Source organism: Pseudomonas sp. MF6751, assembly GCF_016613265.1.
In the GTDB taxonomy this organism is placed as follows: Bacteria; Pseudomonadota; Gammaproteobacteria; order Pseudomonadales; family Pseudomonadaceae; genus Aquipseudomonas; species Aquipseudomonas fluorescens_BV.
The window spans coordinates 1-21,482 of record NZ_JAENSV010000029.1; the positions used below are offsets into that span (position 1 = coordinate 1).

20 protein-coding genes are annotated in these 21,482 nt (G+C 60.1%); 10 read left to right on the forward strand and 10 right to left on the reverse strand.

The features are described from left to right. Both JJD66_RS20295 and JJD66_RS20300 read left to right on the forward strand, forming a co-directional pair. The coding region (locus tag JJD66_RS20295; protein ID WP_181076956.1) for an IS3 family transposase at positions 1-93 on the forward strand (93 nt) is incomplete at its 5' end. A gap of 162 nt (positions 94-255) precedes the next feature. Continuing rightward, a complete protein-coding gene (locus tag JJD66_RS20300) occupies positions 256-843 on the forward strand; it encodes a LysE family translocator (RefSeq protein WP_200648875.1) in 588 nt (195 codons plus the stop codon). Here JJD66_RS20300 and JJD66_RS20305 read toward each other — a convergent pair. From JJD66_RS20305 to gloB, 8 genes are all read right to left on the reverse strand, one after another. Then, a complete protein-coding gene (locus tag JJD66_RS20305) occupies positions 785-1,678 on the reverse strand; it encodes an AraC family transcriptional regulator (protein WP_198716114.1) in 894 nt (297 codons plus the stop codon). The two genes, JJD66_RS20300 and JJD66_RS20305, sit on opposite strands and share 59 nt — an antisense overlap. 35 nt (positions 1,679-1,713) lie before the next feature. Beyond that, entirely contained in the window at positions 1,714-3,315 is a 1,602-nt protein-coding gene (locus tag JJD66_RS20310) for an ABC transporter ATP-binding protein (RefSeq protein ID WP_200648876.1), read from the reverse strand. 1 nt (position 3,316) lies between these two features. Further along, on the reverse strand, positions 3,317-4,336 hold the full coding sequence (locus JJD66_RS20315) for an ABC transporter permease (RefSeq protein ID WP_200648877.1): 1,020 nt from the start codon (positions 4,334-4,336) through the stop codon (positions 3,317-3,319). A gap of 1 nt (position 4,337) precedes the next feature. Then, complete coding sequence (locus JJD66_RS20320; protein WP_034126078.1) at positions 4,338-5,411, reverse strand: microcin C ABC transporter permease YejB; 1,074 nt, start codon at positions 5,409-5,411, stop codon at positions 4,338-4,340. After that, positions 5,412-7,244 carry an extracellular solute-binding protein gene (locus JJD66_RS20325; protein ID WP_198716112.1) on the reverse strand — a complete coding sequence of 611 codons (1,833 nt, stop codon included), beginning with the start codon at positions 7,242-7,244 and terminating at the stop codon, positions 5,412-5,414. It lies immediately after the preceding gene. Continuing rightward, complete coding sequence (locus JJD66_RS20330) at positions 7,241-9,070, reverse strand: extracellular solute-binding protein (RefSeq protein WP_054920844.1); 1,830 nt, start codon at positions 9,068-9,070, stop codon at positions 7,241-7,243. Before JJD66_RS20330 ends, JJD66_RS20325 begins: the two co-directional genes overlap by 4 nt. A 236-nt stretch (positions 9,071-9,306) precedes the next feature. Next, positions 9,307-10,707 carry a transglycosylase SLT domain-containing protein gene (locus JJD66_RS20335; RefSeq protein ID WP_003190692.1) on the reverse strand — a complete coding sequence of 467 codons (1,401 nt, stop codon included), beginning with the start codon at positions 10,705-10,707 and terminating at the stop codon, positions 9,307-9,309. Between the two features lie 98 nt (positions 10,708-10,805). Next, complete coding sequence (gene gloB, locus JJD66_RS20340) at positions 10,806-11,573, reverse strand: hydroxyacylglutathione hydrolase (RefSeq protein WP_034126075.1); 768 nt, start codon at positions 11,571-11,573, stop codon at positions 10,806-10,808. A gap of 65 nt (positions 11,574-11,638) precedes the next feature. Between gloB and JJD66_RS20345 the strand changes: the two genes are divergently transcribed. From JJD66_RS20345 to JJD66_RS20365, 5 genes are all read left to right on the forward strand, one after another. After that, positions 11,639-12,397, forward strand: a complete 759-nt coding sequence (locus JJD66_RS20345) for a class I SAM-dependent methyltransferase (RefSeq protein WP_034126074.1) — start codon at positions 11,639-11,641, stop codon at positions 12,395-12,397. 31 nt (positions 12,398-12,428) lie between these two features. Next, complete coding sequence (gene rnhA, locus JJD66_RS20350; protein WP_003173571.1) at positions 12,429-12,881, forward strand: ribonuclease HI; 453 nt, start codon at positions 12,429-12,431, stop codon at positions 12,879-12,881. A 47-nt stretch (positions 12,882-12,928) separates the two neighbouring features. Next, on the forward strand, positions 12,929-13,843 hold the full coding sequence (locus JJD66_RS20355; RefSeq protein ID WP_198716111.1) for an AraC family transcriptional regulator: 915 nt from the start codon (positions 12,929-12,931) through the stop codon (positions 13,841-13,843). A gap of 140 nt (positions 13,844-13,983) precedes the next feature. Continuing rightward, positions 13,984-15,087: an NAD(P)-dependent alcohol dehydrogenase gene (locus tag JJD66_RS20360; RefSeq protein WP_200648878.1), complete on the forward strand. Its 1,104-nt coding sequence runs from the start codon at positions 13,984-13,986 to the stop codon at positions 15,085-15,087. Positions 15,088-15,192: 105 nt separating this feature from the next. Continuing rightward, positions 15,193-15,765 carry a nuclear transport factor 2 family protein gene (locus JJD66_RS20365; RefSeq protein ID WP_198716109.1) on the forward strand — a complete coding sequence of 191 codons (573 nt, stop codon included), beginning with the start codon at positions 15,193-15,195 and terminating at the stop codon, positions 15,763-15,765. 10 nt (positions 15,766-15,775) lie between these two features. Here JJD66_RS20365 and JJD66_RS20370 read toward each other — a convergent pair whose 3' ends face one another. Next, positions 15,776-16,081, reverse strand: a complete 306-nt coding sequence (locus JJD66_RS20370) for a DUF2388 domain-containing protein (RefSeq protein ID WP_200648879.1) — start codon at positions 16,079-16,081, stop codon at positions 15,776-15,778. A gap of 202 nt (positions 16,082-16,283) precedes the next feature. On the opposite strand from JJD66_RS20370, the gene dnaQ reads away from it, so the two are divergent. From dnaQ to JJD66_RS20385, 3 genes are all read left to right on the forward strand, one after another. Next, the gene (gene dnaQ / locus JJD66_RS20375; RefSeq protein ID WP_164692278.1) at positions 16,284-17,024 is read left to right on the forward strand and encodes a DNA polymerase III subunit epsilon; all 741 of its coding nucleotides are present in this window, start codon (positions 16,284-16,286) and stop codon (positions 17,022-17,024) included. A 512-nt stretch (positions 17,025-17,536) separates the two neighbouring features. After that, a complete protein-coding gene (locus JJD66_RS20380) occupies positions 17,537-19,792 on the forward strand; it encodes an Orn/Lys/Arg decarboxylase N-terminal domain-containing protein (protein ID WP_054897499.1) in 2,256 nt (751 codons plus the stop codon). 20 nt (positions 19,793-19,812) lie between these two features. Then, positions 19,813-20,382: a GNAT family N-acetyltransferase gene (locus JJD66_RS20385; RefSeq protein ID WP_019820276.1), complete on the forward strand. Its 570-nt coding sequence runs from the start codon at positions 19,813-19,815 to the stop codon at positions 20,380-20,382. 27 nt (positions 20,383-20,409) lie between these two features. Here JJD66_RS20385 and JJD66_RS20390 read toward each other — a convergent pair whose 3' ends face one another. Further along, positions 20,410-21,318 (reverse strand): LysR substrate-binding domain-containing protein, encoded by a 909-nt coding sequence (locus JJD66_RS20390; protein ID WP_105227052.1) that lies wholly within the window; start codon positions 21,316-21,318, stop codon positions 20,410-20,412. Between the last annotated feature and the right edge of the window lie 164 nt (positions 21,319-21,482).

The following is a 21,482-nucleotide window of genomic DNA, read 5'->3' on the forward strand; positions in this document are numbered from 1 at the left end:
GAGTACATCCAGTATTACAATCACTCGCGTATCAGACTGAAGCTAAACGGCCTGAGTCCTGTTGAATACAGAATTCAGGCCGCTCAGGCATAGATAGAAAATCGTCCAACTTTGTGGGGTCAGTTCATGATCGCGGGGGCACTAATCAGATCAGCGTCCGTTTCTGAAGTACCCAGGGGCATTTTCTTCAATACCCTCGTGTCCCTGCGCGGTACCGTGATCTAAACCTCGTTTGGGATCACAAAAGGAACTGCAATGAGCTTGATTCTCTCCATGGCCGCCTTTGCCCTGGCCACGTCCATCACGCCGGGACCGGTGAATGTGGTCGCTTTAAGTTCTGGCGCACGTTTTGGTTTCGTCGCCAGCCAGAAACATGTCTTCGGCGCCGCCGTGGGTTTTACCTTGTTGTTGGTGTTGATCGGCCTGGGGTTGCATGAAGTATTGGTGCGTTGGCCGGTTCTGATTCAATTGATCCGCTGGGGCGGCGTGGCGTTCTTGTTGTATATGGCTTGGAAGCTGGCGGTGGATGATGGCCGGCTGGACGCTGACGGTGCCCACACCGCGCCGTCGATGCTGTATGGCGCGATCATGCAGTGGCTCAACCCGAAAGCCTGGCTGGCGTGTGTGGCAGGCATGGGGTTGTTCGTGGCCGATGGCGATGCGGCGCAGGTGTGGTTGTTTGCCGCGCTTTACCTGGTGATCTGCTACCTGTCGGTGGCGTGCTGGGCGTATGCGGGGACGTTTTTGCGCCGCTACTTGAACAACCCCAAAGGTGTGCGCCTGTTTAACCGCTCAATGGCCGCGTTGCTGGTGGCCAGTGTGGGTTATTTGCTGATGGCTTGAGGTTCTCGCGGTATTGCCCCGGCGTGGCCGCGAAGTGTTGTTTGAAGGTGCGCTGGAAGTGTGCCTGGTCGGCAAAGCCCGCGGCCAGGGCGACGTCGGCAATCAGTGCGCCATTGCGCAGTTGGCTGCGGGCGAACTGGATGCGGCGGTTGACCATGAAGGCGTGGGGCGTCAAGCCGTAATAGTGCTTGAATGCGCGGATCAGATAAGACGGCGACAGCTCGGCGGCCTGGCAGATGTCTTCGAGTTTCAAGGCCTGCGTGCAGTGGGCGCGGATGTAGTCGGCGGCGCGTTCCAGTTTGTGATTGACCTCGCGTACCGGCGTCAACGAAGGATTCAGGCGCTGTTGCACCTCGGTGAAGTAACTCACCAGCGCGCTCTGTTTTTGCAGCAGTTCGGCCTGTTCATCCACTAGCGTGCGGTACAGGTCGAGCAAGCCGTGGTACAGCCCGGTGTCGCGAGTATGGGGTGTGTCGAATGGCCGGTAGCCCTGGTCGGTACTGAACCCCAGCTGGTATTGCAGGTCGGTCAGCCAGGGCGTGTCGAGGTATAGCATGTGGTAGGACCAGGGCTGGTCATGGATGGGGTTGCACGCATGCACATCGCCGGGGTTCATCAGCACCACGGTGCCGGCGCTGATTTCGAAGGTGTGCGCGCCGTAGTGGTAATAGCTGCAGCCCGTGGTGATCGCACCGATGGAAAAATGCTCATGGGCGTGTCGGGTATAGGTGACCTTGCGCCCGTCGGCGATAGTACGCGCTTCGATGAACGGCAGGCGTTCGTCGCGCCAGAAGCGCGGCGTGTCTGCGGGACGGGCGATTGGGCTGAGCGACATGGCGTTATTTCTCCTGCATTTTCACCCGCGTTACGTCAGGCCGGTACCAAAAAAGCGGCCTTGAGCAACTGCCGGGTATAGGCATGTTGCGGGTCGGCAAAAATAGCCTGGGCATCGCCTTGCTCCACCACCTGGCCTTGCTTGACCACCATCAATTGGTGACTCAGCGCCTTAACCACCGCCAGGTCATGGCTGATAAACAGGTAGGTCAGGTTGTACTTGGCCTGCAAGCCGCGCAGCAACTCTACCACCTGGCGTTGTACCGTGCGGTCCAGGGCCGAGGTGGGTTCGTCCAGCAGGATCAGGCGCGGCTTGAGCACCAGCGCTCGGGCAATGGCGATGCGTTGGCGCTGGCCGCCGGAGAATTCATGGGGGTAGCGATGCCGGGATTCGGGGTCCAGGCCCACCTCCTTGAGCGCCGCGATAATCGCCGCTTCTCGTTCGGCGGGCGTGCCCATCTTGTGGATACGCAGGCCTTCGCCAACGATCTCGCTGACGCACATGCGCGGGCTCAGGCTGCCGAACGGGTCCTGGAATACCACCTGCATTTCCCGGCGCAACGGGCGCACCTGCTGTTGGCTGAGGCGGTCCAGTTGCTGGCCTTCGAAGCGAATCCCGCCCTGGCTGCCGATCAGGCGCAAAATTGCCAGGCCCAGGGTGGACTTGCCCGAGCCACTTTCGCCAACGATGCCCAGGGTTTGCCCCTGGGGCAGGCTGAAGTTGATGCCGTCCACGGCCTTGACGTAATCCACGGTATTTCGCAAAAAGCCTTTCTTGATCGGAAACCAGACTTTAAGGTCATCCACTTCCAGCAGCGGTGGGCCGACCGCGTTGTTGGCCGGACCGCCACTGGGCTCCGCCGCGAGCAGTTCCTGGGTGTAGGGGTGTTGGGGCGACTGGAACAGTGTCTCGCAATCGGCCTGTTCAACGATGCAACCTTGCTGCATCACGCACACACGGTGGGCGATGCGCCGTACCAGGTTGAGGTCGTGGCTGATCAGCAACAGCGCCATGCCCAGCCGCGCCTGCAGCTCCTTGAGCAATTCCAGGATCTTCAACTGCACGGTGACATCCAGCGCCGTGGTCGGCTCGTCGGCAATCAACAACTCCGGCTCGTTGGCCAGGGCCATGGCGATCATCACCCGCTGGCGCTGGCCGCCGGACAGCTCGTGGGGCAACGCCTTGAGGCGTTTGTGTGGCTCGGGGATACCCACCAGCTCCAGCAATTCCAACGTGCGCTCGGTGGCGACCTTGCCGGTCAGGCCCTTGTGCAGGCCGAGCACTTCGTTGATCTGTTTTTCGATGGAGTGCAGCGGGTTCAACGAGGTCATCGGCTCCTGAAAGATCATCGCAATGCGGTTGCCGCGTATATGCCGCAGGGTCTTCTCTTTGAGCGTCAGCAGGTCTTGCCCTGAATACTCGATAGTGCCCGACGGATGCCTGGCCAACGGGTAGGGCAGCAGGCGCAGGATCGAATGGGCGGTGACCGATTTGCCCGAACCGCTTTCGCCCACCAGCGCCAGGGTTTCGCCGCGCTTGATGTCGAAGCTCACGTGGTTGACCACCCGGTGATGATGCTCGCCGGTGACGAACTCGACACTGAGGTCGCGGATTTCGATCAGGTTGTCCGGATTCATCTCATTTCCTCGGGTCGAACGCATCGCGAGCGGACTCGCCGATAAACACCAGCAGGCTCAACATGATCGCCAGCACCGCAAAGGCACTCATGCCCAGCCACGGCGCTTGCAGGTTGGATTTGCCCTGGGCCACCAGCTCACCCAGCGACGGCGAACCTGCCGGCAGCCCGAAGCCGAGAAAGTCCAGGGCGGTGAGGGTGCCGATGGCGCCGGTGAGAATGAAGGGCAGGAAGGTCATGGTCGAAACCATCGCGTTAGGCAGGATGTGGCGAAACATGATCGTGCCGTTCTGCATGCCCAGCGCCCGCGCAGCCCGCACGTACTCCAGGTTGCGCCCGCGCAGGAACTCGGCGCGCACCACATCCACCAGGCTCATCCAGGAAAACAGCAGCATGATCCCCAGCAGCCACCAGAAGTTGGGTTGCACGAAGCTGGCCAGGATGATCAACAGGTAGAGCACCGGCAAGCCGGACCAGATCTCCAGGAAACGTTGCCCGGCCAGGTCGACCCAACCACCATAAAAGCCCTGCAAGGCGCCGGCAATCACGCCGATGATCGAGCTGAGTATGGTCAGGGTCAGGGCGAAGAGCACCGACACGCGAAAGCCGTAGATCACCCGCGCGAGCACATCACGCCCTTGGTCATCGGTGCCCAGCAGGTTGACCGAGGACGGCGGCGCCGGGGCCGGGACTTTCAGGTCGTAATTGATGCTCTGGTAGCTGAACGGAATCGGCGCCCACAAGGTCCAGGCGTCCTTGGCTTTTAGCAGTTCCTGGATGTACGGGCTCTTGTAGTTGGCTTCCAGCGGGAATTCACCGCCGAAGGTAGTCTCCGGGTAGCGCTTGAGCGCCGGGAAGTACCAGCCGCCGTCGAAGTGCACCGCCAGGGGCTTGTCGTTGGCGATCAACTCGGCGCCCAGGCTCAGCACGAACAGTACCAGGAACAGCCACAGCGACCACCAGCCACGCTTGTTGGCCTTGAACCGCTCGAACCGGCGGCGATTGAGGGGGGACAGGTTCATCTCAATGCTCCCGGCTGGCAAAGTCGATACGCGGATCGACCAGGGTGTAGGTGAGGTCGCCGATCAGTTTCACGATCAGCCCCAGCAGGGTGAAGATAAACAGCGTGCCGAACACCACCGGGTAGTCACGGTTGATCGCCGCTTCAAAGCTCATCAGGCCCAGGCCATCGAGGGAGAAGATCACCTCCACCAGCAACGAGCCGGTAAAGAAGATGCCAATGAAGGCCGAAGGGAAACCGGCGATCACCAGCAGCATGGCGTTGCGGAACACGTGGCCATACAGCACGCGGCGATTGGTCAGGCCCTTGGCCTTGGCGGTGACCACGTACTGCTTGTTGATCTCGTCGAGAAAGCTGTTCTTGGTCAGCAGGGTCATGGTCGCGAAGTTGCCGATCACCAGGGCGGTAACGGGCAGCGCCAGGTGCCAGAAGTAATCGAGGATCTTGCCGCCCCAACTCAACTCCTCGAAGTTGTTGGAGGTGAGCCCGCGCAAGGGGAACCAGTCGAAATAACTGCCACCGGCAAACACCACGATCAGCAGAATCGCAAACAGGAACGCCGGTATCGCGTAGCCGACGATGATCGCCGAGCTGGTCCACACATCGAAATGGCTACCGTGGCGCGTGGCCTTGGCGATCCCCAAGGGGATGGACACCAGGTACATGATCAGGGTGCTCCACAACCCGAGGGAAATGGACACCGGCATCTTTTCCTTGATTAGGTCGATGACCTTGGCGTCTCGGAAAAAGCTGTCACCGAAGTCCAGCTGGGCGTAGTTCTTGACCATGATCCACAAGCGTTCCGGCGCCGACTTGTCGAAGCCGTACATCTTTTCGATTTCCTTGATCAGCGCCGGGTCCAGGCCCTGGGCGCCACGGTAGCTGGAACCGGCCACCGCGACTTCGGCGCCGCCGCCAGCAATGCGGCTGGTGGCGCCGTCGAAGCCTTCGAGCTTGGCAATCATTTGCTCCACCGGGCCGCCGGGAGCGGCCTGGATGATGACAAAGTTGATCAACAAGATCCCGAACAGCGTGGGAATGATCAGCAACAGGCGGCGAACAATATAGGCCAGCATTTAATCGCCTCCGCTCGCCGCATCGGCGCGTGTGTCCAGGGGGACGGCAGGTGTGACGTCGGGTTTGCTCCACCAGGTCGCGGTGCCGACGTCGTAGCGTGGCGAGACCTTGGGGTGGCCCAGGTGGTCCCAGTACGCCACGCGGAAGGTCTTGATGTGCCAGTTGGGAATCACGTAGTAACCAAACTGCAGCACACGATCCAGCGCCCTGGCGTGGGCGATCAGGCTTTGGCGCGAACCGGCGTCGATCAGCTCTTCCACCAACTGGTCGACCGCAGGGTCCTTGAGGCCCATGTAGTTGCGGCTGCCGGGCTTGTCGGCGCTGGAGGATTTCCAGAACTCGCGCTGCTCGTTACCCGGCGAGGTGGATTGCGGGAAGCTGCCCACCAGCATGTCGAAGTCGCGTGAGCGCAGGCGGTTGACGAACTGCGAGACGTCCACGCGACGAATCACCAGATCGATGCCCAGGTCTGCCAGGTTGCGCTTGAACGGCAGCAGGATGCGCTCGAACTCGGTCTGGGCCAGCAGGAACTCAATGGTCACTGGCTTGCCGGTGCTGTCGACCATTTTGTCGTCAACAATCTTCCAGCCCGCTTCCTGCAGCAGTTGGTAGGCCTCGCGTTGCTGGGTGCGGATCATGCCGCTGCCGTCGGTGTGGGACGGTTCGAACGCCTGGGTGAAGACTTCGCCAGGGATCTTGTCGCGCAGCGGCTCGAGAATCGCCAGCTCGTCCGGACCGGGTAGGCCGGTGGCGGCCATTTCCGAGTTTTCGAAATAGCTGCGGGTACGGGTGTAGGCACCGTTGAACAGCTGCTTGTTGCTCCATTCGAAATCCAGCAACAGGCTGATGGCCTTGCGCACCCGCACGTCCTGGAACATCGGCTTGCGCATGTTGAACACAAAACCCTGCATGCCGGTAGGGTTGCCGTTGGGGATTTCTTCCTTGATCAATCTGCCTTCTTTCACCGCTGGAATGTTGTAGGCATTGGCCCAGTTCTTGGCGCTGAACTCCAGCCAGTAGTCGAACTGCCCGGCCTTCAAGGCTTCCAGGGAGACAGTGCTGTCGCGGTAGTAATCGGTGATGCGGGTATCGAAGTTGTAGAAGCCCTTATTGACCGGCAGGTCCTTGGCCCAATAATCCTTGACCCGCTCGTAGCGAATCATGCGGCCTGGCTTGACCTCGGCCACTTGGTAAGGCCCGCTGCCCAGGGGGATTTCCAGGTTGCCCTTGGAAAAATCCCGGCTGGCCCACCAGTGTTTGGGCAGTACTGGCAGCTGCCCAAGGATCAACGGCAACTCGCGGTTGTTGGTGCGCTTGAACTTGAACAGCACGCGCAACGGGTCTTCGGCCACCACCTCATCGACGTCGGCGTAGTAGTTGCGGTACAGCGGGTTGCCTTCCTTGATCAGGGTCTGGAAGGTAAACACCACGTCTTCGGCGCGTATCGGGTGGCCGTCATGGAAGCGCGCTTCGGGGCGCAGATAGAAGCGCACCCAGCTGTTGTCCGGGGCTTTTTCGATCTTGCCGGCCACCAGTCCGTATTCGGTGATGGGTTCGTCCAGGCTCTGCATGGCCAGGGTGTCGTAGATCAGTGGCAGGTTGTCTGCCGGTACGCCCTTGCTGATATAGGGGTTGAGGCTGTCGAAGCCGCCCATGGCCGATTCGCGAAAGGTGCCGCCCTTGGGGGCGTCGGGGTTTACGTAGTCAAAATGCTTGAAGCCGGCGGGGTACTTGGGGGGCTCGTTGTAGAGAGTCAGCGCATGTTGTGGCGCGGCGTGCGCCGCAGTGCACAGCAACAGGCTGGCGAGCAGGGTAGTACGCAAGGACATCATTGGGCTTTCTCCGAAGCTTTCAGCCACCACGCGCTCAGACCCAGGCTGTAGGGCGGCGTGGTGACGAAGGCGAACCGGTTGCGGTACGCCAGGCGATGATAGTTGAGGTACCAGTTGGGAATGCTGTAGTGCTGCCACAGCAGCACCCGGTCCAGGGCGCGGCCGGCAGCCAGTTGTTCTTCGCGGGTCTGCGCCGCCAGCAGTTGGTCCAGCAGGTGGTCGACCACCGGGTTGGCGATACCGGCGTAATTCTTGCTGCCTTTGATTGCGGCCTGGCTGGAGTGGAAGTACTGCCACTGCTCAAGGCCGGGGCTCAAGGTCTGGTTAAGAGTCATCAGAATCATGTCGAAATCGAATTGATCGAGGCGCTGTTTGTACTGTGCGCGGTCCACGGTACGCAAGCGGGCGTCGATGCCGATGCGGGTCAGATTTTCGACATAGGGTTGCAGGATGCGCTCGAGGTTCGGGTTGACCAGCAGGATTTCCAGGCGCAGCGGTTGCCCGTCCTTATCCAGCAGGCGCTGCCCCGACAGTTTCCAGCCGGCCTCGCTGAGCAGGGCCAGGGCCTGGCGCAGGGTTTCGCGGGGGATGCCGCGGCCGTCAGTGTGCGGCAGGCTGAACGGCTGGGTGAACAGCGCGGCCGGCAGTTGGTCGCGGTAGGGCGAGAGCATCAACCACTCATGGCCCACGGGCAGGCCGGTGGCCGAGAACTCACTGTTGGGGTAATAGCTCACTGAACGCTTGTAGGCGCTGCTGAATAGCGTGCGGTTGGTCCATTCAAAATCGAACATCAGCCCCAGGGCTTCACGCACTTTGGCCTGGCTGAACGCCGGTCGCCGGGTATTCATGAACAGGCCCTGGCTCTGGGTGGGGATCTGATGGGCGATCTGCGCCTTGATCACATCGCCGCGGTTGACCGCGGGGAAGTTGTAGCCTGTGGCCCAATTCTTGGCCTGATGCTCGATATAAATATCGAATTCGCCGGCCTTGAAGGCTTCAAAGGCCACGTCGCTGTCGCGATAGAACTCCACTTCGACCTTGTCGTAGTTATAGAACCCCTGGTTGACCGGCAGGTCTTTGCCCCAGTAATCCTTGACCCGTTCAAACACCAGTTGCCGCCCAGGCGCAACCTTGGTGATGCGGTAAGGCCCACTGCCCAGGGGCGGCTCGAAGGTGGTTGCCTTGAAGTCACGGTTTTTCCAATAGTGCTGGGGCAGCACCGGCAACTCGCCCAGGCGCAGGATCAGCAAGGGGTTGCCGGCGCGCTTGAACACAAAGCGGATACGGTGAGGGTTGAGGATATCGACCCGGGCCACTTCCTGCAGGTTGGTGCGGTACTGCGGGTGGCCTTCGGTCAGCAGGGTGCGATAGGAAAACGCCACGTCATCGGCGGTGATCGGCTTGCCGTCGTGAAAGCGTGCTTCGGGGCGCAGGTTGAACACCACCCAACTGCGGTCCTCGCTGTATTCCACCGATTGGGCAATCAGGCCATAGCTTGAGGTGGGTTCATCGCCGGACGGCGCGTATTGCCCGGTGCCCACCATCAAGGGTTCATTGAGCTCGTTGACGCCGTACTGCAGGAAATTGGCGGTGGAAACCGGGCTTGAACCTTTGAAGGTGTAGGGGTTGAGCGTATCGAAGGTGCCAAATGCCATCACCCGCAATGTCCCGCCTTTGGGCGCTGCAGGGTTTACCCAATCGTAATGGGTGAATTTGGCCGGGTACTTGAGTGTGCCGAACTGCGCATAACCGTGGCTTTCGGTGATCGTCGCGTTCGCTGCAAAGCTCAAGGCCAGACTTATTAGTAGAAGGAGGGGACGCTTCAAGTCAGAGATCCGATCCAGGCGGCTTGGGCTTTATGATCGGTACAGTAACAGCTTGTTCCGGTTGGAAAAAGGCTGTCGGGAAGGCCATTTTGCGGACTGCAAGCTATTGGACGGTGTGAAGGTCAAATGTGGGAGCTGGCTTGCCTGCGATAGCATCACTGCGGTCTGACTGATAGACCGAGGTGCCTGCATCGCAGGCAAGCCAGCTCCCACACAAGCCAGCTCTCCCCGAGGTATTAGCGCGGCCCGGAAACCACCAGCATCTGCCCTGGTTTCAATGCCTGGCCGGTGCGCGGGTTCCAACGCTTGAGATGTTGCATCTCGACATTGAAGCGCTTGGCCACCATGTACAGCGAGTCACCTTTCTTGACCTTGTACTGCACCGGTTTTTTCGCCGCGACTTTACGCGTGTCCTGCATTACCAGGGTCTGGCCGACCTTGAGGGCCTGGCCGTTGAGCTTGTTCCAGCGCTGCAGGTCATGCACATCGACCTTGTTGGCCTTGGCGATCAGCGTGAGGTTGTCGCCACTGCGTACCTTGTAGCTGCGGGTACGCCCGGCAACCGCCTTGGTCTCGACTTCGTCGAATACCGGCTTCTTGGGGCGCATGCTCAGCAACTCTTCCGGCTTCATCGTCGAAAGGGTGCTGGTCAGCAGTTGGGCCTTGGAGGTCGGCACCAGCAGATGCTGGGGGCCGTCCAGGGTGGTGCGTTGTTTCAAGGCCGGGTTGAGCTGGAACAGTTCGTCTTCGTCGATCTCGGCCAGCGCGGCAACCCGTGACAGGTCCATGCTTTGCTTGACTTCAACGACCTCGAAGTACGGCGTGTTGGCAATCGGGTTCAGGTTGACGCCGTAGGCTTCGGGCGCCAGTACTACTTGGGACAAGGCCAGGAACTTGGGCACATAGTCCTTGGTTTCCTGGGGCAGGGGCAGGTTCCAGTAGTCGGTGGGCAGACCGAGCTTTTCGTTGCGCTCGATAGCCCGGCTGACCGTGCCTTCGCCGGCGTTATAGGCCGCCAGGGCCAGTAGCCAATCGCCGTTGAACATGTCATGCAGACGCGTCAGATAGTCCAGGGCGGCGGTGGTGGAGGCGGTGATGTCGCGGCGGCCATCGTAGGCGCGGGTCTGGCGCAGGTTGAAGTAGCGCCCGGTGGAGGGAATGAACTGCCACAAACCGACCGCATCGCTGCGCGAATAGGCCATTGGGTTGTAGGCGCTTTCAATCACTGGCAGCAGCGCCAGCTCCAGGGGCATGTTGCGTTCTTCAAGGCGTTCGACGATGTAATGAATGTAGAGGCTGCCGCGTTCGCCGGCATTCTCCAAAAAGGAGGGGTTGCTGGCGAACCACAGGCGCTGTTGCTCGATGCGCGGGTTGACGCCGACACCGTCCTGCAATTGAAAGCCCCGACGCATGCGTTCCCAGACGTCCTGGGGTACTTCGGGGCTGGGCTTCTCTGATAGCCAAATAGGTTTTTGCTTGATCTTGGCAGCAAGATTCGGTTTGGGTTGCACGGTGGATTGTGCAGCGTAATGGGTCGATTGGCAGCCCGCCAGAGTTGCGGAAACGGCCACCGCCACGGCTTGAGCCAGGCGGGTCAATGCGTCTGAAGAAATGGATTTACGAATAGATGACGACATTGGCTGGAAGTAAGTTCCGGGCAAAAATGTCGGGCGATTCTAGAAAGCGCTTTGGTTCCGGTCAACCATTCAGAAATTACGTATCAGATTGCATCCGGTTAGAACTTATCTTTCCAAGCCCTCAAGCTAGCAAACACCTCGGCCCCAGAGCGGTTGTCGCGGCCGTTCCGTTCGTCCGCTTTTTGTTTAACGGATGTTTCAGCGGTGCGCAGAAAAGGGTTAGTACGTTTTTCCAAGGCCAGATTGGAGGGCAGCGTCATCTCGCCACGGGCGCGAAGTTGGGCGACATTTTCCACACGTTCGGCGATGTCGGCATTGTGCGGTTCCACGGCTTGGGCAAATTTCAAGTTACTTTGCGTGTATTCATGGGTGCAGTACACCTGCGTATCGGCGGGCAGGGCGGCCAGGCGTTCCAGAGAGTTGTACATCTGTTCGGGTGTACCTTCGAACAGGCGACCGCAACCGGCGGCGAACAAGGTATCGCCACACAGCAATACGCCTTGGTGATAAAAGGCGATGTGGCCGAGGGTGTGGCCTGGCACGGCGTACACGTCGAAGTCCCAGCCCAGCACGCGGATATGGTCGTTATCGTGCAAGGCCACATCCCGCGCCGGGATCTTTTCGTTGGCAGGGCCATAAACCTTGGCGCCGGTGGCATTTTTCAGTTGCTCGACACCGCCTACATGATCATGGTGATGGTGGGTAACCAGTATGTCGCTGAGGCGCCACTCGGCATTCTGCTTGAGCCAGGCCAGCACTGGCGTGGCATCGCCGGGGTCGACCACGGCGCAGCGCTGGGTCGTAGGGTCTTGTAACAACCAGATGTAGTTGTCGGTAAAGGCGGGTAGGGCACTGATCTGTATCATTCTTCGATTCGCCAAGCTGAACACATTGGTGCATCTTAGAACGTCTAGGCGAGTTGGAGAATGCAATGACTGATAAAGCGTTCGCCCAGGCCGATCCTGAGTGGCTGGCCCTGATCAGCGCGGCCCGCGAATGGTTGTCCGGGCCGATTGGGCAGTTTTTGCTGGAAGAAGAGCGGCGCATGCTCGAAGACGAGCTGGGCCGGTTCTTTGGTGGCTACCTGGTGCATTACGGACCGTCGGCCGACACGCCTCCATCGGCGCCGCAGGTGCAACGCAATGTGCGCCTGGGTGCACCGTTGCCGGGCGTGGAGATCGTCTGCGAGGAACAGGCCTGGCCCTTGAGCGAACACGCCGCCGATGTGGTGGTGTTGCAGCACGGCCTGGATTTCTGCTTGTCACCCCACGGTTTGTTGCGCGAAGCGGCGAGCAGCGTGCGCCCTGGTGGCCATTTGCTGATTGTCGGCATCAACCCCTGGAGCAGTTGGGGCCTGCGCCGTGTGTTCGCCCATGACGGACTGCGCCAGGCGCGCTGCATCGCGCCATCACGGGTGGGCGACTGGCTCAACCTGCTGGGTTTCGCGCTGGAGAAACGCCGCTTCGGGTGCTATCGTCCGCCGCTTGCGACTGCCAAGTGGCAGGGCCGTCTGGCCGGTTGGGAACGCCGGGCAGGAGCCTGGCAGCTGTCGGGTGGCGGCTTCTATTTGTTGGTTGCACGCAAGATCGTGGTCGGGCTGAGACCGTTGCAGCAAGTGCGCCGCGAGCCGATCGGCAAGCTCGTGCCGATGCCGTTGGCCAAGGTCAACCGCGAACAAGGCGAACCGTAAAACCTCTTTTTGATTTCAGGCCGAATAACCGATGACCGATAGCGTAGAACTCTTCACCGATGGCGCCTGCAAAGGCAACCCGGGCCCAGGCGGCTGGGGCGCCTTGCTGGTGTGCAAGGGCGTGGAGAAGGAACTGTGGGGCGGCGAAGCCAATACCACCAATAACCGTATGGAATTGATGGGCGCCATTCGCGGCCTCGAAGAACTCAAGCGGCGTTGCAACGTACTGCTGGTGACCGACTCGCAATATGTGATGAAGGGCATCAACGAGTGGATGGTCAACTGGAAAAAACGCGGCTGGAAAACGGCGGCAAAGGAGCCGGTCAAGAACGCCGACCTGTGGCAATTGCTCGATGAACAGTGCAACCGTCACGACATCACCTGGAAATGGGTACGCGGGCACATCGGCCACCCTGGCAACGAGCGCGCCGACCAGTTGGCCAACCGTGGCGTGGATGAAGTGCGCGGGTACAAGCAGAGCTGAATCAACGACATCGCAGCGGCCGTTCGAATACTACTCGGGAGCGCGGAATGTCCTTTTCACCTCATGCCGATGTCCAGGCCTTTCTTGACGAAGCGGTGGAGAGTGAGCCTGAGGGGCTCATTTATACGCCACCACGAATTTCGCAGATGATCCGCCGTGAGCTGCCACCATGGGGCGCTATTGAATGTGTGCAGGTGGTACAACGGGCTCATCGTTTTGAAATGCGCCGCCAGCAGCACCAGTTCGTGCTGTACCGACAGGGGGCGGTCAGTGATGGCGAGGTCAGCATCGATGGCTTGCGCTTGGCTGGGCCTCGGGCCTTGGACCAGCTCATTGACTTTATCCCCGCCGGTTGCCTATTCGAAGGTTGGGCGGGGGAGCGTGCCCGAGTGGGGTATGTACTGGTGTCGATTGACGAGGAGCGATTGGCGGCAGCCTGTCCAAGCTACCGGGTGCAGAAGGATCTCAAGCCGCTGATCAGTTGCCATGATGGGTTTGTGCGAGCTCTGCTCGAGCGGTTGGATCAGGTGGTGCGTGGCGGCAAGACCGATACCTTGTATCTGGAAACCCTGGTCATGCTGTTGATGCAGGAGCTGCGTGTACTGCAACAACTGCCTGAGGTCGTACTGGTGAACGCAGGTGAGCTGGGGCGGGCGCAGCGCCAGCGGTTGGTCGATTACATCGAGGCGTCACTGGCCAACGAAGTACGCCTGGCCGATTTGTCAAACATCGTCAATCTTAGCCCCTATCATTTTTCTCGGATATTCCGGCGCACGTTCGGCATGTCACCGTACCAGTACCTACTGCTGTGTCGGGTCAACCGGGCCAAACACTTGATCACCACCACCGACCGCAGTCTGCTGGATATTGCCCTGGCGACCGGATTTGCCGGCGCCAGCCAGTTCTCTCGTGCGTTCCGCCGGATTGTCGGGCAGTCCGCCAGTGAGTTGCGTCGACCCTAGGCTCCGTTGCATTGCGCAATAAGCGTCAACACGTCAGCAAGTAAGGTAAAGCGACCTGCGGACCTGCTCGTTAATCTGGCTTCAATGGTTGGTTACCCCGGTAATCAATAACAAGCCAATGATCGTGCGAGAGAGATCCAATGAAAATCCTGGCTGCTGTGACTGAAGGCAAAGGCCCGCTGTTTGATGTGCGCCCCTTGCAACTGGACACTGTGCGCAGCGATGAAGTGCGCGTCAGAATCATTGCCACCGGCATCTGCCATACCGACCTTGCCGTGCGTGACCGCCAGATTGCGGTGGCAATGCCCGTGGTGCTCGGTCACGAAGGGGCGGGTATCGTCGAGCAAGTCGGGCCGGGTGTCAGCCATGTGCAGGTGGGTGACAAGGTTATCCTGTCCTTGGGCTTCTGCGGTCAGTGCAGTCATTGTGCCAGTGGGTTGCCAACTTACTGCGCTGAACATTTTGACTACAACTGGAAAGCCTCTCGTGCCGATGGCTCGGTGGCACTGCATGACAACGGGCGGCCGGTGCACAGCCACTTTTTCGGCCAGTCTTCATTCGCTAATTACGCGGTGGTGAGCGCCAGCAGCCTGGTCAAGGTGGCGGATGATGCACCACTGGAGTTTCTGGGGCCCTTTGCCTGTGGCGTGATGACCGGGGCAGGCGCAGTCATGAACACGCTCAAGCCAGCCCCTGGCACTGCCATCGCCGTCTTCGGCATGGGGGCCGTCGGCCTCAGTGCGGTCATGGCGGCACGCGTGATGGGTTGCAATCCGATCATCGCAATAGACACGCAACCCTCGCGCCTGGCGGTGGCTCGTGACATGGGGGCCACGCTACTGATTGACGCGCACCAGGCTGACGCAACGCAGCAAGTCATGGCTCTGACCGGCGGCCGGGGAGTGAAATACGCCGTTGAATGCGCTGGCCATGTTGGTGTGATGGCCAATGCCGTCAGCGTCTTGGAAGAGGGCGGTGAGGCCGTGCTGACTGGTGTGGTCGCGCCTGGCACCCAACTGTCTCTGGATGTCATGCAACTGATCCGCGGCCGTGTGGTGCGGGGCAGCATCATGGGGGACGCGGTGCCTTCAGTGTTCCTGCCGCGGTTGGTGGACTTGTTCAAGCAGGGCCGTTTCCCGGTAGACAAAATGATCCGCTTCTACGATCTGAAACACATCAATCAGGCCATCGCCGATATCCACTCTGGCGACACCATCAAGGCTGTCCTGCGCATGCCCCATTGATTCATCGCTCGTACAGGTGCGGTCAGGCCATGGCCGCACCGGCAGAGCCGTGCGCGCAGGAAAACCGTATCAACCCGTCAATCAAGCGAAAGTGAGGTAGTAAACATGATGAATCTTCGTGGATGGTTATTGGGCTTGCTGGTCACCACGGCAGTCTTTGCCGCCGGCGTTAACGCCCAACCCAAAGCAACGATTAAGGAGCAGGGCGGCTTTTACTATTTGTCGCCAGGGTACACCGTCGCCGACGTCGCGGACTTTTATTGGCGCAGCCTGAATGGTTGGTCGGAACATCCGGCCGAGATGGCCAAGTACTACCAGCAGGGTGGGGTTTACGCTCTGGTCTATGCACCGGTCGATGATTTTCCGGATGCCGGCTTCAAGCGTGCCAATAAAGGGCGCCAGGAAATGACTGATTACTTCACCAACTTCAGCAAGCAATTGGGTAACTTGAAGTACAGCGATCCCAAGACCTGGACCTTGCTTGAGACCACCGAAAAGGGCACCTACGTGTTTGAGTACACCAGCGATGGGGTGATTCGCGCCAGTGGCAAGCCCTACCATCAGACCTTTATCGCTATTCTGCGTATGGCCAAGGATGGGCAAATTCAGTCCGTGCGCGAGTATTGGGACCCCTATGTGGCCTTGCGGGACTTTGGTTTGATCAAAAAGACTCCGTAATCTTTGGGGTTTACAGGGCCAGGATCGCATGGGCGAGTTGCTCGTCCGTGCATCGCAGGTCCACTCTTGTCTGGCGAATATGCCGCAAGGCTGACTCCAACTGGGCACCGCGTATTGCACCTTCGCTTGCGACAAACGATGCGGCATCGGCCTTGGCCGCCAGCACAATCTTGTCGTCCTTGAAGCTGCTGCTGGTGCCGCCCGTGGCACTCATCGACAGGCTAACCAAGGCGTCAGTGGTCATCACGAAACTGGTGGCTTGCGCACCGGCAGCGCTGATCAGGCAGGGGATGAACAGCCATTTCAGGTTGAACATGAGTCAGTGAATTCCGTATCTGGAGGAGGCGCGCAGGTTAGCGACGAGGGACGTAGCAAACCGCAGCAAGTTTGCGAAACCTTGTAAATAACTGTTGGGTGTCCACCGGTGGTTGGGTGCCATGGGCGCTTCGTTTACAGAGCGTGCTAATATCCCGCCCCTTGAACTGTACCGAACCGTTGAGAGCTGAACCCTGATGGCCATCCGATCTGTTGTACTCGATACCGAAACCACCGGCATGCCGGTGACCGATGGTCACCGGATCATCGAAATCGGCTGTGTCGAACTGATGGGGCGCCGCCTGACCGGCCGCCACTTCCACGTCTACCTGCAACCGGACCGCGACAGTGACGAGGGCGCGATTGGCGTCCACGGCATCACTGACGAATTCCTCAAGGGCAAGCCGCGCTTCGCCGAAGTGGCCGATGAGTTCTTCGAATTCATCAATGGCGCCCAGTTGATCATCCATAACGCGGCGTTCGACATCGGCTTCATCAACAACGAATTTGCCCTGATGGGGCAGACCGACCGTGCGGACATCTCCCAGCACTGTACGATCCTCGATACCCTGATGATGGCCCGCGAGCGTCACCCGGGCCAGCGCAACAGCCTCGATGCCTTGTGCAAGCGCTATGGCGTCGACAACTCCGGCCGTGAACTCCACGGCGCCTTGCTTGACTCCGAGATCCTGGCCGACGTTTACCTGACCATGACCGGCGGGCAGACCAGCCTGTCCCTGGCCGGTAACGCGTCCGATGGCAGCGGTTCAGCGGAAGGCTCTGGTAACCGCCCTTCGGAAATCCGCCGCTTGCCAGCTGATCGCAAGCCGACGCCGATCATCCGTGCCAGCGAGCAGGACCTGGCCGAGCATGCGGCAAGGCTGGAGGCGATTGCCAAGGCAGCCGGTGCGCCGGCGTTGTGGACTCAACTCACTCAGCAATAACCGCTCATGTAGGAGCAGGCTTGCAGCCATGGGTACTTACACAGTTGCATCTGTGGCGAGGGAGCTTGCTCCCGTGACGGCCTGCCAGCCAACACCTATCTACCTGACGCCCCGCGATCAAATTGTGGGAGCGGGCTTGCTCGCGAATGCGGCCTGACAGTCAACACGGTTGGATTGGGTACATATCCATTGCTGCGGTAACAGCCATTTAGCGTTCCGCTCTGACAGCGGGTCACTTTGGAAAAGCCGGAATGCCGGCCCAGCCCACCGACATTTGGATTGCGGAGCCTCAGGTAGATAAGTGTCGGCTGGCAGGCCGCTATCGCAGGCAAGCCAGCTCCCACAGTTTGATCGCGGGGTGTCCGGCAAGTATGGCCCGTCAGGCGGGCCGTCACGGGAGCAAGCTCCCTCGCGACTTATGTAGACACCTCTCGAACACCTATGAAATCTTCATTCGCCACTTTTGCTTCCAGCTTCTACCCTTGTGCAAAGCCTCCGGAGTAAGAGTGCTCATGTACAAAGACCTGAAGTTCCCCGTTCTGATCGTGCACCGTGACATCAAGGCCGACACCGTTGCCGGTGACCGGGTTCGAGGCATCGCCAGGGAGTTGGAACAGGAGGGCTTCAGTATTTTTTCTGCGGTGGACTACGCCGAGGGGCGGCTGGTGGCCGCTACCCATCACGGTCTGGCCTGCATGCTGATTGCCGCCGAAGGCGCCGGGGAAAACACCCATCTGTTGCAGAACATGGTGGAGTTGATTCGCTTGGCGCGCCTGCGCGCACCCAACCTGCCGATCTTTGCGCTGGGCGAGCAAGTCACCCTGGAAAACGCCCCCGCCGATGCCATGAGCGAGCTCAACCAGCTGCGCGGCATCCTTTATCTGTTCGAAGACACCGTGCCGTTTCTGGCGCGCCAAGTCGCCCGCGCCGCACGCACGTACCTGGATGGCCTGTTGCCGCCGTTCTTCAAGGCGCTGGTGCAACACACCGCCGATTCCAATTATTCCTGGCACACCCCCGGTCATGGCGGTGGCGTGGCCTATCGCAAAAGCCCGGTGGGGCAGGCGTTTCATCAGTTCTTCGGGGAAAACACCCTGCGCTCTGACTTGTCGGTATCGGTGCCCGAACTGGGCTCGCTGCTCGATCACACCGGGCCTTTGGCCGAAGCCGAGGCCCGCGCCGCGCGCAACTTTGGCGCCGACCATACGTTCTTCGTGATCAACGGCACGTCCACTGCCAACAAGATCGTCTGGCATTCCATGGTGGGGCGCGATGACCTGGTGCTGGTAGACCGCAATTGCCACAAGTCGGTGTTGCATTCGATCATCATGACCGGCGCGATCCCGCTGTACCTGTGCCCGGAGCGCAACGAGCTGGGGATCATCGGCCCGATCCCCCTGAGCGAATTCAGCCCTGAGTCGATCCGCGCCAAGATCGACGCCAGCCCCTTGACCCGTGGGCGACCACCGAAAGTGAAATTGGCGGTGGTGACCAACTCCACCTATGACGGCCTGTGTTACAACGCCGAACTGATCAAGCAGCAACTGGGCAACAGTGTCGAGGTGCTGCATTTTGATGAGGCCTGGTATGCCTATGCCGCCTTTCACGAGTTCTTCGCCGGGCGTTATGGCATGGGTACCTCGCGCACGCCGGACAGCCCCTTGGTGTTCACCACCCACAGTACGCATAAGTTGCTGGCGGCATTCAGCCAGGCGTCGATGATCCACGTGCAGGACGGCGGCGCACGGCAACTGGACCGTGACCGCTTCAATGAAGCCTTCATGATGCATATCTCCACCTCGCCGCAATACAGCATCATCGCGTCGCTGGATGTGGCCTCGGCAATGATGGAAGGCCCGGCCGGGCGCTCGCTGCTCCAGGAAATGTTCGACGAGGCCTTGAGTTTTCGTCGTGCCCTGGCCAACCTGCGTCAGCATATCGCGGCCGAAGACTGGTGGTTCTCCATCTGGCAGCCACCCTCGGTCGCGGGCATCGACCGGGTCGCCACAGCGGATTGGTTGTTGCATCCTGGGGATGAGTGGCATGGCTTTGGCGACGTGGTAGAGGACTACGTGCTGCTGGACCCGATCAAAGTCACGCTGGTGATGCCTGGCCTCAACGCCGGTGGGGCCTTGAGCGAGTGTGGGATTCCCGCTGCAGTGGTCAGCAAGTTCCTCTGGGAGCGCGGGCTGGTGGTGGAGAAGACTGGGCTGTATTCGTTTCTCGTGCTGTTTTCCATGGGCATTACCAAAGGTAAATGGAGCACCTTGCTCACCGAGCTGCTGGAGTTCAAGCGTAGCTACGATGCCAATGTCAGCCTGGCCACTTGCTTGCCGTCGGTGTATGCCCAAGGCCCGGCACGCTATCAAGGCCTGGGCCTGCGCGACCTTTGCGACCAGTTGCACAGCTGTTACCGTAGCAATGCCACGGCCAGGCACCTCAAGCGTATGTATACGGTATTGCCGCAAATCGCGATGAAACCCGCCGATGCCTACGACCAGTTGGTCAGGGGCGAGGTGGAGGCGGTCTGCATCGATGCCTTGGCAGGACGCATCGCCGCTGTGATGCTGGTGCCTTACCCGCCGGGCATACCACTGATCATGCCCGGCGAACGCTTCACCGAGTCAACCCGTTCAATCATCGATTACCTGGCATTTGCCCGCACGTTCGATAGCAGTTTCCCCGGTTTTGTCGCGGATGTGCATGGGCTGCAACACGAAGATGACGGCAGTGGCCGTCGTTATACCGTCGACTGCATCAAGGGTTAAGGAAGTCTATGCAAGCTGTAATGAACCCGAAGTATCCAGGGCTCAGTGTGCGAGTCGCCGACGAAGGTTTTGATGCCTATGTGTGGGGCAATGATTTCAGCTTTGAAGTCAGTGCCTATGGGGTGCCGCAAATGGGCCAGCGCGTCGAACAATGGCCGGTGGAAAAAGTGCTGCCGTACCGCAAGTGCTATGGCATCGACCCGGAAGAGTTCGCCAGTTTCCGTGATGCCGCCGACAGCTCGATCTTCATGGCGTACCTGGATGACCGCGCAGTGGGGCATATCGTGGTCAGCACCAACTGGAACGGTTTCGCCCATGTTGACGAGTTGGCCGTGGCGTTACCGGCGCGCCGACATGGCGTGGCCAAGTCGTTGTTGGACGTGGCGCAGTTCTGGGCTCGCAAGAAGAACCTGCCGGGCATGATGCTTGAGACCCAGAACAACAACCTCGGCGCCTGTCGCCTGTATGAGCGTTGTGGCTATGTAATGGGCGGCATTGATCAACTGCGTTATCGCGGGATTGACCCGCAAACCCGCGAGGTCGCGATTTTCTGGTATCGGTTGTTCAAGGCGCAGGTGGAGGCTGTCTGACCCCTGTAGGCGCGAGCTTGCTCGCTCCTACAGGGGCTTGGTGTCGTTGCCAAGCAGGCTTTCGGCTTTCTGGATGACGATTTCCAGCAGCGCATTCAATGCCGGGGAGGGCGCAGCGTCTTTCAAGGTCAGCGCATACAGGCTGACCACTATCGGTGGCGACACCGGGCACGCATCAAGCCCGGACTCGCGTGCACCCAAGGCGGTGAACGGGTCGACAATCGCCAGGCCTTCTCCGGCCTCCACCAGGCCGCGCATCATCGGGTAGGTTTGCACCCGCGTCTGCACCACGGGCAACGGCCGCAGGGCGTGCAGCTTGGCATCCAGCAAGCGGCTGAGCGGGTCATGGCCTTCAAGGCCGATCAACGACTGGCCGGCCAACTCCTGCAGCGCAATGTATTTTTGCTTGGGCTTGAGCCAGCCATGGGGGGCCAGCAACTGCAATTTGCCTTGGGCCAGCACCGTGCTTTGGATGTGTGGATGCTCAGGGTCATGCAGGCTCAGGCCCACATCGGCTTCATGCAACAGCAGGCTGTTGATGATCTCGCCAACTGGCTGGCTCGACAGGTTGCACGGCATATCCTGGAAACGTCGACGCAGCGCAGCAATGCTCTGCGGCAACAGTTGGTTGGCCAGCGGCGGTGTGCAGAGCGCGCGCAGGGGCGGCGCATGATGGTGTTTCAAGCGGCTGGCAAGGCGTTGCAGCGGCTCCAGGGCTTCGTACAGAGCAGTGATTTGTGCCTGCAATTCCAGGGTTTCCCGGGTGGCCTGCAAGCGCCCGCGCACGCTGGCGAACAGCATGAAGCCCAGTTGCTGCTCAGCGTCCTTGAGGGTGGCGTCTACTTCGCCCACGGGGAGTTGCAACCACTCGGCGGCGGTGCCGAGGTGGCCGGTCTGCAAGATGGCCTGAATCACTTCGATATGACGTAAACGCATGGCCGGAGTCTATGTGCAGTGCGCAGGGGATTCAATGGCGCAGGCCTTCGTGCGCAAAAAAGACTGCCGGGGTCGTCCCGGCCTATGGCGCTCAGCCAGGACCCCATTAGAATGGCGGGTCTGATCAGCAACGACCCCTGCCGGTTTCCCGGTACTTAAAATAA

Bases quoted from the DNA above. Each gene is read 5' to 3' on its own strand.
- JJD66_RS20300 (WP_200648875.1), top strand. From the start codon at position 256: ATGAGCTTGATTCTCTCCATGGCCGCCTTTGCCCTGGCCACGTCCATC.
- JJD66_RS20380 (WP_054897499.1), top strand. From the start codon at position 17,537: ATGTACAAAGACCTGAAGTTCCCCGTTCTGATCGTGCACCGTGACATC.
- rnhA (WP_003173571.1), top strand. From the start codon at position 12,429: ATGACCGATAGCGTAGAACTCTTCACCGATGGCGCCTGCAAAGGCAAC.
- JJD66_RS20305 (WP_198716114.1), bottom strand. From the start codon at position 1,678: ATGTCGCTCAGCCCAATCGCCCGTCCCGCAGACACGCCGCGCTTCTGG.
- JJD66_RS20315 (WP_200648877.1), bottom strand. From the start codon at position 4,336: ATGAACCTGTCCCCCCTCAATCGCCGCCGGTTCGAGCGGTTCAAGGCC.
- JJD66_RS20345 (WP_034126074.1), top strand. From the start codon at position 11,639: ATGACTGATAAAGCGTTCGCCCAGGCCGATCCTGAGTGGCTGGCCCTG.
- JJD66_RS20335 (WP_003190692.1), bottom strand. From the start codon at position 10,707: ATGTCGTCATCTATTCGTAAATCCATTTCTTCAGACGCATTGACCCGC.
- JJD66_RS20310 (WP_200648876.1), bottom strand. From the start codon at position 3,315: ATGAATCCGGACAACCTGATCGAAATCCGCGACCTCAGTGTCGAGTTC.
- gloB (WP_034126075.1), bottom strand. From the start codon at position 11,573: ATGATACAGATCAGTGCCCTACCCGCCTTTACCGACAACTACATCTGG.
- JJD66_RS20390 (WP_105227052.1), bottom strand. From the start codon at position 21,318: ATGCGTTTACGTCATATCGAAGTGATTCAGGCCATCTTGCAGACCGGC.
- JJD66_RS20325 (WP_198716112.1), bottom strand. From the start codon at position 7,244: ATGATGTCCTTGCGTACTACCCTGCTCGCCAGCCTGTTGCTGTGCACT.
- JJD66_RS20360 (WP_200648878.1), top strand. From the start codon at position 13,984: ATGAAAATCCTGGCTGCTGTGACTGAAGGCAAAGGCCCGCTGTTTGAT.
- JJD66_RS20355 (WP_198716111.1), top strand. From the start codon at position 12,929: ATGTCCTTTTCACCTCATGCCGATGTCCAGGCCTTTCTTGACGAAGCG.
- JJD66_RS20365 (WP_198716109.1), top strand. From the start codon at position 15,193: ATGATGAATCTTCGTGGATGGTTATTGGGCTTGCTGGTCACCACGGCA.
- JJD66_RS20385 (WP_019820276.1), top strand. From the start codon at position 19,813: ATGAACCCGAAGTATCCAGGGCTCAGTGTGCGAGTCGCCGACGAAGGT.
- JJD66_RS20370 (WP_200648879.1), bottom strand. From the start codon at position 16,081: ATGTTCAACCTGAAATGGCTGTTCATCCCCTGCCTGATCAGCGCTGCC.
- JJD66_RS20320 (WP_034126078.1), bottom strand. From the start codon at position 5,411: ATGCTGGCCTATATTGTTCGCCGCCTGTTGCTGATCATTCCCACGCTG.